Source organism: Streptacidiphilus sp. MAP12-16, from assembly GCF_041262165.1.
GTDB lineage: Bacteria > Actinomycetota > Actinomycetes > Streptomycetales > Streptomycetaceae > Streptacidiphilus.
Genome location: NZ_JBGCBY010000061.1, coordinates 1 through 14,104, shown reverse-complemented (window position 1 = coordinate 14,104; position 14,104 = coordinate 1). Strand labels below are relative to the sequence as shown.

The 14,104-nt window shown below is 70.9% G+C and carries 11 protein-coding genes and 1 pseudogene; 8 read left to right on the top strand and 4 right to left on the bottom strand.

Going from position 1 to position 14,104, the window contains the following annotated elements; genetic code table 11:
• Positions 1–183, top strand: a pseudogene (locus ABIA33_RS37620) (serine hydroxymethyltransferase); the annotation flags it as partial.
• Positions 184–263: 80 nt separating this feature from the next.
• On the top strand, positions 264–1,070 hold the full coding sequence (locus tag ABIA33_RS37615) for a class I SAM-dependent methyltransferase (protein ID WP_370088650.1): 807 nt from the start codon (positions 264–266) through the stop codon (positions 1,068–1,070).
• Positions 1,071–1,107: 37 nt separating this feature from the next.
• Here the strand turns inward: ABIA33_RS37615 and ABIA33_RS37610 are convergent, their stop codons facing one another.
• Complete coding sequence (locus tag ABIA33_RS37610; protein ID WP_370088648.1) at positions 1,108–1,941, bottom strand: alpha/beta fold hydrolase; 834 nt, start codon at positions 1,939–1,941, stop codon at positions 1,108–1,110.
• Between the two features lie 184 nt (positions 1,942–2,125).
• On the opposite strand from ABIA33_RS37610, the gene ABIA33_RS37605 reads away from it, so the two are divergent.
• The gene (locus ABIA33_RS37605; RefSeq protein WP_370088646.1) at positions 2,126–4,036 is read left to right on the top strand and encodes a glycoside hydrolase family 127 protein; all 1,911 of its coding nucleotides are present in this window, start codon (positions 2,126–2,128) and stop codon (positions 4,034–4,036) included.
• A gap of 91 nt (positions 4,037–4,127) precedes the next feature.
• On the opposite strand, the gene betA is transcribed toward ABIA33_RS37605, so the two are convergent.
• Positions 4,128–5,792 carry a choline dehydrogenase gene (gene betA, locus ABIA33_RS37600; protein WP_370088644.1) on the bottom strand — a complete coding sequence of 555 codons (1,665 nt, stop codon included), beginning with the start codon at positions 5,790–5,792 and terminating at the stop codon, positions 4,128–4,130.
• A 221-nt stretch (positions 5,793–6,013) separates the two neighbouring features.
• Between betA and purU the strand changes: the two genes are divergently transcribed.
• Genes purU through ABIA33_RS37575 form a run of 5 tightly spaced genes read left to right on the top strand, consistent with a single transcriptional unit; the run spans position 6,014 to position 11,943 of the window.
• Positions 6,014–6,874, top strand: coding sequence for a formyltetrahydrofolate deformylase (purU, locus tag ABIA33_RS37595; RefSeq protein WP_370088642.1), 861 nt, complete (start codon positions 6,014–6,016; stop codon positions 6,872–6,874).
• Positions 6,875–6,929: 55 nt separating this feature from the next.
• On the top strand, positions 6,930–8,147 hold the full coding sequence (locus tag ABIA33_RS37590; protein ID WP_370088640.1) for a sarcosine oxidase subunit beta family protein: 1,218 nt from the start codon (positions 6,930–6,932) through the stop codon (positions 8,145–8,147).
• Between the two features lie 22 nt (positions 8,148–8,169).
• Entirely contained in the window at positions 8,170–8,466 is a 297-nt protein-coding gene (locus tag ABIA33_RS37585; protein WP_370088638.1) for a sarcosine oxidase subunit delta, read from the top strand.
• Positions 8,463–11,345 (top strand): sarcosine oxidase subunit alpha family protein, encoded by a 2,883-nt coding sequence (locus ABIA33_RS37580; protein ID WP_370088636.1) that lies wholly within the window; start codon positions 8,463–8,465, stop codon positions 11,343–11,345. The genes ABIA33_RS37585 and ABIA33_RS37580 overlap by 4 nt, the downstream gene beginning before the upstream one ends.
• Positions 11,335–11,943, top strand: a complete 609-nt coding sequence (locus ABIA33_RS37575; RefSeq protein ID WP_370088633.1) for a sarcosine oxidase subunit gamma — start codon at positions 11,335–11,337, stop codon at positions 11,941–11,943. Before ABIA33_RS37580 ends, ABIA33_RS37575 begins: the two co-directional genes overlap by 11 nt.
• A gap of 34 nt (positions 11,944–11,977) precedes the next feature.
• Here ABIA33_RS37575 and ABIA33_RS37570 read toward each other — a convergent pair whose 3' ends face one another.
• Both ABIA33_RS37570 and ABIA33_RS37565 read right to left on the bottom strand, forming a co-directional pair.
• Complete coding sequence (locus ABIA33_RS37570; protein ID WP_370088631.1) at positions 11,978–12,724, bottom strand: response regulator transcription factor; 747 nt, start codon at positions 12,722–12,724, stop codon at positions 11,978–11,980.
• A 112-nt stretch (positions 12,725–12,836) separates the two neighbouring features.
• On the bottom strand, positions 12,837–13,901 hold the full coding sequence (locus ABIA33_RS37565; protein ID WP_370088629.1) for a class I SAM-dependent methyltransferase: 1,065 nt from the start codon (positions 13,899–13,901) through the stop codon (positions 12,837–12,839).
• Positions 13,902–14,104 lie beyond the last annotated feature (203 nt).

Below are 14,104 nucleotides of genomic sequence, written 5' to 3'. Positions count from 1 at the left end.
TCCGGCCTACGCATCGGCGCCCCCGCCCTGGCCACCCGCGGCTTCGGCCCCACCGACTTCACCGAAGTCGCCGACATCATCGCCGAAACCCTCAAGCCCACCTTCGACGACACCACCCGCACCGCACTGGCGGCCCGCGTCACCGCCCTGGCCGACAAACACCCCCTCTACCCCGACCTGTAACCAGCTGCTCTGCGCTAGGGTCCTGGCCAGCCGTGATGTCGATCTCTTCGCGGCGGGGAGCGGGGAGGGGAATGGCCACGGTGACGATCTTCGATGCGTATGAACGGCGGACCTGGGCTGGGCGGGCGGCTGCGTTCGCCGGGAGCTTCGCCGGTCTGTGTGCGTATCCGGTCCCGCAGCTGCTGGACGCGGCAGAGGTTCGGGAGGGTGTCGGGGTTCTCGACGTGGGGACGGGGACCGGGACGGTCGCGGCGGCGGCGTGCGAGCGCGGGGCGAAGGTGACGGCGGTCGACGCCGAGCCCAGCATGGTGGAGTTGGCCGCGCGGGCGGTCCCCTCTGCCGAGGTCCAGTTGGCGGTCCTGCCGGAGCTTCCGTTCGGCGACGGCACGTTCGACGCCGTGGTCGGCAACTTCGTGCTCAACCACGTAGGTAGCCCCAGGGATGCCCTGGCAGAGCTCCGGCGGGTGGTCCGGCCCGGGGGACGGATCGCGCTGACCATCTGGGCTGTCCCTGCCGCGTCCGGTCAGGCGTTGCTGGGCCGGGCAGTCGAAGCCGCTGGCGTGGTGCGGCCGCCGCATCTGCCCCCACTCGCGCCCGAGGACGACTTCCCGCGCGACCCGGAGGGCCTGACCGGTCTGATGGCGTCGGCCGGGCTACGGGAAGCGGCGTGCGAGACGATCCGCTGGGATCACCGGGCCACTGCCGAGGAGTGGTGGAGCGGCCCGGCTGCCAGCGTCGGCTTCATCGGCCAGATCGTGGTGAGCCGGCCGAGTGAGACCCGTGCGGAGATCAAGCGTCACTTCGAGCTGCTCTGCAGGGAGTTCGCCGGGGCTGACGGCCGGCTGGTGCTGCCGCATGCGGCCCTTCTGGCCCGAGCATGTCGTTGACCTGCCGGTGGGGTCCATCAGCTGACCGGGTGGTCGGCTACCGCAGGAACGCCGCGGTGGTCGCCACGAACTGGTCGGCGTCGTCGAGCCAGGGGTAGTGGCCTGCACCGGGCTGAACGACGAGTTCCGCGTTCGGGAACAGCCCAGCGAACTCGACCGTCGACTGAGGAGGGCTGTTCAGGTCGAACTCTCCGGCGAGCAGCAGGACGGGAGCCTGACAGGCGGCAAGCGCCGATCGCGTGGTCTCGGGATCAAACGCGCCGTCGGATCCGAAGAGACTGACAGCCTCCATGTTGGTCGGCTGGCTCGCCGCATGAAGATCCTTTGCCGCGGCGTCCCATCGGCCGCAGAAGAAGGGAGCGATGGCTTGCCAGTCGTCGTCCTTGGCCTTGCCGGCACTGATCGCCTCCAGAGCGGCGAACGCCGCCGGGAACCATGGCTCGTTCTTCCGGAGCTGCGCGGTCTCCCGTCGCGTCTCCGCAGTGATCGTGATGCCGACGGCCCTGGTGCTGGGAGTGATCAGAGTCAGCTTGCTGACGTTCGCCGGGTACCGGGCCACGTACTGGGCCGCGACGTTCGCGCCCGCGCAGTGAGCGAGCACATCAATCCGGGGAAGTCCGAGGTGTTCGCGCAGGGCTTCGACATCGTCGACAAGACGGTCGCAGCGGTAGGAGGTGGTGTCTTCGGGAATCGCCGACCGGCCAGTACCGCGAAGGTCCAGACGGATCAGCCGGCGGTGCCTGGACAGGTCCCCGAGCTCCCCGAGGTAGCTGGAGTCCGTGGGCCCTCCCGGGAGGCAGATGACCGGGTCGCCGTCTCCGCCGACGCGGTAGGCGAGCTGGGTTCCATCAGGCGCGGAGAAGGTAGGCATGGCCAAGACCCTGTCAGCGGCGTTTGGGCAAAGCAACCGGGTACCCCGACGCTTCCGAAGGACCGGTGCGCTGTGTCGGCCCGGCCGGCCGCCGGGAGGCCATCGCCTGCCGAACTGCCGCGCCGGTACGCTGGTTGAAGGTTCTACCCTCGACCGCGTCCCGAGTGGCAGCGAGGAGTCCAGTATGACCTCGCATCCGGTCAGCAGAAGGACGGTCCTCGCCGCTGCGGGAGGGGTCGCGGCTGGTGCCGCGCTGGCGGGGTGCCTGTCGAAGGGCGCGCACGCGGCGCGGGGCGGGCGGGCGGTGCCGACCGGCGGTTACGTCGGCGACGGCGTCGCCGGGCTGGCTGGGGCGTTCCCGCTGGCGGCGGTACGGCTGCTGGACGGCCCGTTCCGGGCGAACCAGACGCGCAACACCGACTACCTGCACTTCGTGGACCCGGACCGGTTGCTGTACACGTTCCGTCGCAACGTCGACCTGCCGCCCATGGCCGGGCCGTGCGGTGGGTGGGAGGCTCCGGATTCCGAGGTACGCGGCCACTGCACCGGACACCTGCTGTCCGCACTGGCGCTGACCTACGCCAACACCGCGGACCAGGCAGCCGCCGACAAGGGGAGCTATCTCGTCTCCCAGCTCGCACTGTGCCAGGCACGGTCCCCGCGGATGGGCCGGAACGAGGGCTATCTGTCCGCCTTCCCGGAGACGTTCTTCGACCTGCTCGAAGCCGGCCGCCCGGTCTGGGCCCCCTACTACATGATCCACAAGATCATGGCGGGCCTGATCGACCAGTACGAACTGGTCGGCAACGCGCAGGCGCTGGAGGTCGCGGTCCGCCTCGCCGACTGGGTGGACCGGCGCACCGGGCGCCTGTCCTACGCGCAGATGCAGCAGGTGCTGGAGGACGAGCACGGCGCGATCGCCGAGGCACTGGCGAACGTGTACCGGCTCACCGGTGACGCGAAGTACCTCCGGGCCGCGGATCGGTTCTACCACGCCCGGATCTTCGACCCGCTGGCGCGCGGTACCGACGAGCTCGCCGGGAACCACGCCAACACCACCATCCCCAAGATGATCTCCTGCCTGCGCCTCTGGGAGGAGACCGGAGACAGCCGCTACCACGCCATCGCCGCGAACTTCTGGCAGATCGTCACCGCCCACCACACCTATGTCACCGGCGGGACCAGCAACTACGAGCACTTCCAGGAACCGGACAGCATCGCAGCCCAGCTGAGCAATCTCACCTGCGAGAACTGCTGCAGCTACCACATGCTCAAACTGACCAGGCTGCTGCACTTCAACCAGCCCGACCGGGTGGACCTGCTCGACTACTACGAGCGCACACTGTTCAACCAGATGCTGGGCGAACAGGACCCGGACTCCGCGCACGGCTTCAACATCTACTACACCGGCCTGTCGCCGGGGGCGTTCAAGCAACAGCCCCGCTTCATGGGCTCCGACCCGGACGTGTACTCCACGGACTACGACAACTTCTCCTGCGACCACGCCACCGGCCTGGAGACCCAGGCGAAGTTCGCCGACACCATCTACTCCCACGACCGGGACAGCCTGTCGGTCAACCTGTTCATCCCCTCGGAGGTGACCTGGGCCGACAAGGGGGTGACGCTGCGGCAGACCACCGGCTTCCCCGACGAACCCGGGACCCGGATCGAGATCGTGTCCGGCGACGCCGCCATGGTCCTGCGCGTGCGCGTCCCGTCCTGGGTCGCCGCGACTCCGCAGGTGCGACTGAACGGCGTCCAGCTCCCCGCGGCACCGGCACCGGGCGGCTGGCTCGTCCTCGACCGGCGCTGGCGCACCGGCGACCAGATCGCGGTCACCCTGCCGATGCGGCTCGCACTCAACCCGACGCCGGACGAGCCCTCCGCGCAGGCGGTAACCTACGGTCCGATCGTCCTGAGCGGCGCCTACGGCGACCGCGCCGTCGCCCAGATGCCACGGCTCGATCCCGCCTCGCCCACGGTGACCGCGACCCGGCCGCTGACGTTCCAGGCCAACGCGGACGGCGAGACGGTCACCCTCGTCCCGATCGCCCGCATGCACCACCAGCACTACAACGTCTACTGGCAGACCTGACCGGCACCCTCCTAGGGGCTTTCGGGGACGTGCGGCGGGCCGGTGGGGGTCCGGTCCGCCGCACGGGTCGCGGTGGTCGAGCGGTGTCGGGTCAGCTCGCGGCCGACTGGTGGCGGTAGAACTCGGCCGTATCGGGCTCCAGCGGGGTGTTGCCCAGGATGAGGTCGGCGGCCTTCTCGGCGAGCATCATCACGGGGGCGTAGATGTTTCCGTTGGTCACGTACGGCATCGAGGACGCGTCGACCACATGCAGCCCTTCCAGGCCGTGGACCTCCAGGGTGGACGGGTCAAGGACCGACATCTCGTCGGTGCCCATCTTCGCGGTGCAGGAGGGGTGCAGGGCGGTCTCGCCGTCCCGGGCGACCCACTGCAGGATCTCCTCGTCGGTCGAGACGTCCGGGCCGGGCGAGATCTCGCCGTCGCTGTACTCGGCGAAGGCGTCCTGGCCGAGGATCTTGCGGGTGACCCGGATCGCCTCGACCCACTCGCGCCGGTCCTGCTCGGTGGAGAGGTAGTTGAACGTCAGCGCCGGATGTTCGCGCGGATCCCTCGACTTGATCTTCACGGAGCCGCGGGCGTCCGAGTACATGGGGCCGATGTGCACCTGGTAGCCATGCCCGCCGGCCGGCGCGGAGCCGTCGTAGCGCACCGCGATGGGCAGGAAGTGGAACATCAGGTTGGGGTAGGCGACGTCCTCGTTGCTGCGAACGAAGCCCCCGCCCTCGAAGTGGTTGGTCGCCCCGGGGCCCTTGCGCAGGAACAGCCACTCGGCCCCGATGAAGGGGCGCCGCCACATCTTCATGGCCGGCTGCATGGACACCGGCTGCTTGCACGCGTGCTGGACGTACACCTCCAGGTGGTCCTGGAGGTTCTCGCCGACGCCCGGCAGGTGCTGCACGGTCTTGATGCCGAGCGCGTCCAGCTCCGCCTCGTTGCCGACCCCGGAGAGCTGGAGCAGCTGCGGGGAGTTGATCGCGCCGCCGGAGAGGATCACCTTGCCGCCGCTGACGCGGTGCAGGGTCTTGCCCTGGCTGTACTCCACGCCGGCCGCGCGCTTGCCGTCGAAGAGCACTCGGGTGACCAGCGCACGGGTCTGCACGTCGAGGTTGGGCCGGCCCATGACCGGGTGCAGGTAGGCGCGGGCGGCGCTGAGCCGGCGGCCGCGCCGCAGGTTGCGGTCGAAGGCGGCGAAGCCCTCCTGGCGGTAGCCGTTGACGTCGTCGGTGAGCGGGTAGCCGGCCTGCTGCACGGCCTCGAAGAACGCGCCGAACAGCGGGTTGGTGACCGGTCCGCGTTCCAGCACGAGGGGGCCCTCGTGTCCGCGGAAGCCGCCGACGCCCTCCTGGTCGGCGAGGCAGTTCTCCATGCGCTTGAAGTAGGGGAGGCAGTGGGCGTAGTCCCAGTCCTTCATCCCCGGGTCGGCGGCCCAGCGCTCGTAGTCGAGCGGGTTGCCGCGCTGGAAGATCATGCCGTTGATGCTGCTGGAGCCGCCGAGGACCTTGCCGCGGGCGTGGTAGATCTTCCGCCCGTTCATGAAGGGTTCCGGCTCGGACTCGTACTTCCAGTCGTAGAACCGGCTGCCGATCGGGAAGGTCAGCGCGGCCGGCATGTGGATGAAGACGTCCCACGGGTAGTCGGGCCGGCCCGCCTCCAGCACCAGCACCCGGTTGGCAGGGTCGGCGCTGAGCCGGGCCGCGAGCGCGCAGCCCGCCGAGCCTCCGCCGACGATGATGAAGTCGTACTGCTGCAAGGTCATGGTGTCCTGCCGTTGCTCTCCGGGGCGCTGAGGCCGATTCTCCGAGTCTGGCGAGGGTGCTGCAAGCAGCGAGTTTCTCTTAGCGAAACTGCGTTCATACTGCGCAACAGTTTCCGGAACGGGTAAGGAGCCGTCAAGGCCCCGGCCACCCCCTTGCCAAACTGTTGTGATTGGCGCAACAGTGTGCGTAGTCTGAAACAGCGCTGAGGAGGTGACTCACCATGGCGAACAGCGAAGGATTCCTCCTGACGCTGACCTGCGCGGAACGCCCCGGCATCGTGCACGCGATCTCCGGCTTCCTGGTCGAGCGGACCTGCGACATCGTCGACAACCGGCAGTACGGCGACCGGGAGTCCGGCCGCTTCTTCATGCGGGTCCACTTCACCACCGCCGATCCCGACACGACCGTCGACTCCCTCCGGGACGGCTTCGGCGCGATCGCCGCCCACCACGCGATGGAGTGGGAGCTGCACGATGTCGCCGAGCGGCCGCGGCTGCTGCTCATGGTCTCCAGATTCGGTCACTGCCTCAATGATCTGCTGTACCGGTGGAGCACCGGCTCGCTACCGGTCGACATCCCGCTGATCGTGTCCAACCACACCGAGTTCGCGGGTCTCGCCGCCTCGTACGGCATCCCCTTCGAGCACATCCCGGTGACCGCGGCGACCAAGCCCGCGGCCGAGGCACGGCTGCTGGGCCTGGTGGCCGAGCACCGGATCGACCTGGTGGTGCTCGCCCGCTACATGCAGGTCCTCTCCGAGGACCTGTGCAAGAAGCTGGACGGGCGGGCCATCAACATCCACCACTCGTTCCTGCCCAGCTTCAAGGGCGCCAAGCCGTACCACCAGGCCGCCGCCCGCGGCGTCAAGCTGGTCGGCGCGACCGCCCACTACGTGACCCCGGACCTCGACGAGGGCCCGATCATCGAGCAGGAGGTCATCCGCGTGGACCACGCACTCTCGCCCGAGGACCTGGTCGCCGTCGGCCGCGACGCGGAGTCGCTCGCGTTGGCGCATGCCGTGCAGTGGCACGTCGAGCGCCGGGTCCTGCTCAACGGCTCCCGCACCGTCGTCTTCCACTGAAGCCCACTGCCCCGACGCCACCGCCCCGACGCCGCACCTCTCCAGGAGTCCCGCGATGTCCCACCAGCTGCCCGAGCACCCCGACTGGCTGTGGCGCACCCCCGACCCCAAGCGCTCCTACGACGTGGTCATCGTCGGCGCGGGCGGGCACGGGCTGGCCACCGCCTACTACCTCGCCCGCAACCACGGCATCACCAACGTCGCCGTGCTCGAGCGCGGCTGGCTGGCCGGCGGCAACATGGCCCGCAACACCACCATCATCCGCTCCAACTACCTCTGTGAGGAGAGCGCGGCGCTGTACGAGCACGCGCTCAAGCTCTGGGAGGTGCTGCCGGAGGAGTTGGACTACGACTTCCTGTTCAGCCAGCGCGGCGTGCTCAACCTGGCGCACACCCTGCAGGACGTCCGCGAGGGCACCCGCCGGGTCAACGCCAACCGGCTCGGCGGGGTCGACGCGGAGTGGCTCGACACCGACCAGGTGCGCGACTTCTGCCCGATCGTCAACACCTCCCCCGACGTCCGCTACCCGGTGCTCGGCGCCACACTGCAACCCCGGGCCGGCATCGCCAAGCACGACCACGTCGCCTGGGCGCTGGCCCGCAGGGCGGACGAGTACGGCGTCGACCTGATCCAGGGCTGCGAGGTCACCGGATTCCTGCGGGACGGCGACCGCGTGGTGGGCGTGCAGACCAACCGGGGCCCGATCGCCGCCGGCAGGGTCGCGCTGGCAGCGGCCGGGCACAGCAGCGTTCTCGCCGAACTGGCCGGGCTGCGGCTGCCGGTGCAGAGCCACCCGCTGCAGGCACTCGTGTCCGAGCTGCTGGAACCCGTGCACCCCACCGTGGTGATGTCCAACCACGTGCATGTGTACGTGAGCCAGGCGCACAAGGGCGAGCTGGTCATGGGCGCCGGCGTGGACTCCTACAACGGCTACGGCCAGCGCGGCTCCTTCCATATGATCGAGCATCAGATGGCAGCCGCACTCGAACTGTTCCCGATCTTCGCCCGGGCGCACGTGCTGCGCACCTGGGGCGGCATCGTCGACGTCACCCCCGACGCCTCGCCGATCATCGGCCCCACGCCGGTGGAGAACCTCTACCTCAACTGCGGCTGGGGCACCGGCGGTTTCAAGGCGACGCCCTCCTCCGGGTGGGTCTACGCGCACACGATCGCCACCGGCGAGCCGCACCCGCTGGCCGCGCCCTTCGCGCTGGAGCGGTTCACCACCGGCGCCCTCATCGACGAGCACGGCGCCGCCGCCGTGGCCCACTGACCACCACCCGGCAGGAGTCCCCATGCTGCTGATCGCCTGTCCCTGGTGCGGCGAACGCGAAGAGCTCGAGTTCCATTACGGCGGCCAGGCCCACGTCGGCCACCCCGCCGACCCCTCGGCGCTGTCCGACGACGAGTGGGGCGAGTACCTGTTCGTCCGCGACAACCCCAAGGGACCGTTCGCGGAACGCTGGTCGCACGCCGCCGGATGCCGGCGCTGGTTCAACGTCGTCCGCGACACCGTCACCCACGAGATCCTGGCCGTGCAGAGCAATCGCTCGGTGGCGGTCGGCCAGCCGAAGCCGGTGATCACCCCATGACCACGTCGCACCTGCTCTCCAGCCGCCTCCCCCACGGCGGACGGCTCGACCGCTCCGCTCCGCTGCGCTTCCGCTACGACGGCGTGGAGTACACCGGACTGCGCGGCGACACCCTCGCCTCCGCCCTGCTCGCCAACGGCGTGCTGCACGCGGCCCCCAGCCTCTACCGCAGGCGGCCGCGCGGCGTCGTCACGGCCGGGGTGGAGGAGCCCAACGCCCTGGTCCAGATCGACGGACCCTGCTCCGAGCCGATGCAGTTGGCGACGACGGTCGAGCTGTACGAGGGCCTGACCGCGACCAGCCTCTCCGGCCTCGGTCGGCTCGACCCCAACCCGGACGAGTCCGTGTACGACAAGATGCACGTCCACACCGACGTCCTGGTCGTCGGCGGCGGCCCGGCCGGCCTCGCCGCCGCACTCGCGGCGGGGCGCTCGGGCGCACGGGTGGTGCTGGTCGACGACCAGCCGGAACTCGGCGGATCACTGCTCTCCGGCCAGGAGGAGATCGACGGCGGTCCGGCCCTCGACTGGGTGCAGGCCGTGCGTGCGGAGCTGTCCGCGCAGGCGGACACCCGGATCCTCACCAGGTCCACCGCGACCGGCTACTACGACCACAACTTCCTGCTCGTCGCCGAGCACCGCACCGACCACCTCGGCCCGGCCCCGGTCCCCGGCGTCTCGCGGCAGCGGCTGTGGCACGTCCGGGCCCGGCGGGTGGTGTTGGCGACCGGCTCGCACGAGCGGCCGATGGTCTTCGCGGGCAACGACCTGCCCGGCGTCATGTCCGCCGCCGCCGTGCGCAGCTACGTGAACCGGTACGCGGTGCTGCCGGGTCGCCGCGCCGTCGTGCTGACCACCAACGACCACGCCTACGCGACCGCGCTGGCGCTGGTCGCCGCCGGTGCGGAGGTGCCGGCCCTGGTCGACACCAGGCCCGAGCCGCCAGCCGGCCTCGTCGAGGCCGCACGCCGGGCCGGGATCGAGGTGCTCACCGGATCGGCGGTGGTCGGCACCCGGGGAGACGCGCGGGTGACGGCCGTCCGGATCGCCGCGCTCGACGCCGACGACGCGATCGCCGGCACCGTCCGCGAGCTTGCCTGCGACCTGCTCGCGGTGTCGGGGGGCTGGAGCCCGGCCGTGCAGCTGTGGAGCCAGTCCCAGGGCAGCCTGCGTTACGACGAGGAGCTCGCCGCGTTCATCCCGGCGCAGGCGGCGCAGCGCGTCGAGAGCGCCGGCGCCGCGCGCGGCGTCCTCGATCTCGCCGGATGCCTCGACGACGGGTTCGCCGCCGGGGCCGGCGCGGCCGGACAGGCCGGCTTCCCGATCGCCGTGCCCGCCACCCCGCCCAACTCCGGGGACGCGCCGCCCTCGCGGCCGCGACCGGTGTGGATCGTGCCCGGCGAGAACGGCGACCCGGCCGACTGGCAGGACCACTTCGTGGACCTGCAGCGTGACGCCACCGTGGCGGACGTGCAGCGCGCGATCCGGGCCGGTATGCGCTCGGCCGAGCACATCAAGCGGTACACCACCATCGGCACCGCCCACGACCAGGGCAAGGCGTCCGGAGTGAGCTCCACCGGCGTCATCGCCCGGCTGCTGGGCGCCCGATCGCCGGGCGAGATCGGCACCACCACCTTCCGCGGCCCCTACGTCCCCGTCTCCTTCGCGCTGCTGGCCGGCCGCGAGCGCGGCAAGCTGTTCGACCCGGTGCGCACCACCGCGGTCCACCCCTGGCACGTCGAGCACGGCGCGGTCTTCGAGAACGTCGGCCAGTGGAAGCGCCCCTGGTACTACCCGCAACCCGGGGAGGACATGGAGGCGGCCGTCCTGCGCGAGTGCCGGGCGGCCCGCGAGGGCGTCGCGGTGATGGACGCCACCACACTCGGCAAGATCGACGTGATCGGCCCGGACGCCGGGGTGTTCCTGAACCGCGTCTACACCAACGCCTTCGCCAAACTGGCCGTCGGCTCGGCCCGCTACGGCGTGATGTGCCGGGCCGACGGCATGGTCTTCGACGACGGCGTGACCCTGCGCCTCGCGGACGACCACTACGTCATGACGACCACGACCGGGAACGCCGCAGGCGTCCTGGACTGGCTGGAGGAGTGGTCGCAGACCGAGTGGCCCGAGCTGCGGGTCCGGTTCACCTCGGTCACCGAGCAGTGGGCCACGGTCGCGGTCGTCGGCCCCCGGTCCCGCGAGGTCGTCGCCGCACTCGCCCCCGACCTGGACGTGACCAACGACGCCTTCCCGTTCATGACGGCCCGTGAGACCCGCCTGGCGAGCGGCGTTCCGGCCCGCATCTGCCGGATCTCCTTCTCCGGCGAGCTGGCCTACGAGATCAACGTCGCAAGCTGGTACGGCCTCGCCACCTGGGAGTCGGTGATCCAGGCCGGCGAGCCGCTGGGCATCACCCCGTACGGGACGGAGACCATGCACGTGCTGCGCGCCGAGAAGGGCTACCCGATCGTCGGGCAGGACACCGACGGCACGGTCACCCCGCAGGACCTCGGCATGGAGTGGGTCGTCTCCAAGCAGAAGGACTTCGTCGGCAAACGCTCATTCCAGCGGGCCGACACCGCGCGAGGCGACCGCAGGCAGCTGGTCGGCCTGCTGCCGGTCGATCCCGCCGTGCTGCTGCCGGAGGGTGCGCAGCTGGTGCTGAACGCCGAAGCGGCCGTGCCCACGCGGGCGCTCGGACACGTCACCTCCAGCTACCGCAGCGCTGCTCTGGGCCGCACCTTCGCCCTCGCCCTCGTCTCGGGCGGCCGGGAACGGCTGGGCGAGACGGTGTACGCACCGCTGCCCGGCGGCGTAATCGCCGCGACCATCACCGACACCGTCCTCTACGACTCGAAGGGAACCCGCCGTGACGGCTGACACCCTGCGCCGCAGCCCGCTCGGGCACCTCACCGACGTCTTCGCAGCACACTCGACCACCGGCGAGCGGGGGGTGAGTCTGCGTGAGATCCCCTTCCTGGCGCAGCTCGACCTCCAGCTGCAGCCGCGCGGAACGGCGGCGCAGCGGATCGGGCGGGCACTGGGTGCGCCGCTGCCGAACGAGCCGAACACCGTCGCCGTGGCGGGCCGCGTGCGAGTGCTCTGGCTCGGCCCGGAGGAGTGGCTCGTGGTCGGCCCGGACGGCTCCGCACCGGCCACGGCGGCGATGCTGCGTGCGGCGCTGGAGGACGAGCCGGGATCGGTGGTCGACGTCTCCGCCAACCGCACCACGCTCGAACTGTCCGGTCCCGCCGCCCGCCAGGTACTGGAGCAGGGCTGCGCCCTCGACCTGCACCCGCGCGCGTTCGCGCCTGGCCGTTGCGCGCAGACGCTGCTCTCGAAGGTGAACGTGGTCCTGCACCAGGTCGACCCGGAACCGACCTACCGGCTCCTGGTACGCGGGTCCTTCGCCCAGTACCTGGCGGACTGGCTGCTGGACGCGACCGAGGAGTACCGCCGCCCGCCGCTCACCGCCTAGCGGCCTGGGGAGCGGCGCCGGGCGGTTCACGGGCTCAGCTGGACCGTGGGCGCGGGGTGGAGGCGGCGAGCCAGAGGTTCGCGGCCTCCACGCGGCCGTGCACCTGGAGCTTCGCGTAGGCGTGCTCCAGATGCTTGTCGACGGTGCGGGCGGAGACGTCGAGGCAGTGTGCGATCTGCTGGTCCGTCAGTCCACGGGCGAGCAGGTCGAGGACGGCGGACTCGCGGGCGGTGACTCCGGCGGGTGTCGGCAGTGGTGGGGCGAGCCGGTCCAGCGCATGGGTCAGCCGGGCTCGCAGCAGGGACGCTCCGGCCACATCGGTCTGGGTGAAGTCGCGGCCGCTGCGGTTGACGGACAAGCAGACGGTGCGCCGACCGGTACGGGTGTAGCCGGCCGGAAAGGCCATGGCGAGCTGGTACTCGGCGCCGACCGGGCGCAGCACGTCGGTGTAGGTGGCGAGCCGATGGTATTCGGCGCGGGTCTGCAAGTCGGAGCGGCGCAGCGGGACTCCGCTGCCGGTGTCGGTGTGGCGGAAGAGCGGGTCGGCGGCTGCGTGCAGGAAGAAGGTGTGCACGGCGTCGGGACCGAAGAGTCCGGCCGGCGCGCTGATCGGGTGACGGCCGGTGGGGGTGCGCAGCGACCAGGTGAGGCTGTCCCCCGGGACTGCCTGGAGCAGCATCGGGAGGAGCGCTGGGAGGAGCGTCTCCTCGTCGACGGCATCGAGCAGGAGGTCGATGACGGCCAGGATGCGCCGTAGTCCGGCCTCCCCGGACGGAGTCACTCTTGGAGCGTGCTCCGCCCGGGGCGCCTGGTCAAGCCGGGACCGGCAGCGGCTCGGGTGGCCTCGGGTGGCCCTGCCGGCACAGCCGTATCCAGGCAGGGTCTGCCGTGTGCTACCGGCTCGCGGCGTACACCCGGTTCACCGGGCTCTCGGCGGCGAGCTTCCAGTGGTGCAGTCCGGCGTCGTCCGCGAGGTGGCGCATCGCGGCCTCTCCGGCATGGTTGCCCATCGTCTGCGGTCCGTGCTGGGCGAGCGCGGAGGGCAGGCAGACGGCGACCGAGGCGGAGACCACCGCGCGGCCGATGGGGTTCATGTTCTCGCGCACGTCCGCCGAGACGTTGGGCTCGACGATCATGCAGCTGCCGTCCTCGGCGAGGGCCTGTTGCGCGTGTTCCAGGGCCTGACCGGGGTCGCCCATGTCGTGCAGGCAGTCGAAGAAGGTGATCAGGTCGTAGCCGTCGCCGGGGAAGTTCTGGGCGGTGGCCACATCGAAGCTGACCCGGTCGGCCACTCCCTGTTCCTGGGCGATCTGCCTGGCGGCGTCGATCGACGGCTGGTGGAAGTCGAAGCCGTGGAAGTGCGACTTGGGGTAGGCCTGCGCCATCAGCATGGTGGAGTAGCCGTAGCCGCAGCCGATGTCGGCGACCTCGGCGCCGCGCTCCAGTTTGCCGACCGTCCCGTTCATCGCGGGCAGCCATTCGGAGACCAGGGCCCCGGTGTAGCCCGGGCGGAAGAACTTGGCGGTGCCCGCGAACAACGCGGCGCTGTGCTCCTCCCAGCCCACGCCCTCCCCGGTGCGGAACGCCTCCATCAGCGCGTCCTCGCTCCCGTACAGCGCCTGCATCATGGTGAGGAACCCGGCCGCGTAGGTGGGCGCGGTGGGGTCCGCCAGCACGGCGGCGTGCTCGTCCGGCAGCAGGTAGGCGTCCCGGTCGGCGTCGTAGAGCACGTACTCGCCGGCCACCTGGGCGGCCAGCCACTCCCTCAGGTACCTCTCGGTGAGCCCGGTCTTCTCCGCGAGCTGCGCGGACGTCAGCGGTCCGGCCCCGGCCATCGCCGTGTACAGGCCCAACCGGTCGCCGAGCGAGGTGCACAGCCCCGCGACCGCGGCTCCGGCGTCCGTCACCACTCGGCCCAGGAACTCCATGACCTTGTCCTCGTCCATGGCCGTGGCCATGGCAACCACCTCCTCGATGCGTTACCTGCCACTCCACCAGGCTGGGCATGCCCGGGGCCATACGGGATTCTCCGTATGGCCCCGGGAGAGGCGGCATCGACGCTGCTCAGACCGACCGGCACATGGGGGGTGGGTGAAGGAGGGGGTCGAGGGAGGGGGCACCCCCGGACGAAGTTTGGGGGAGAGTCTGGGCGGGGCGGAGG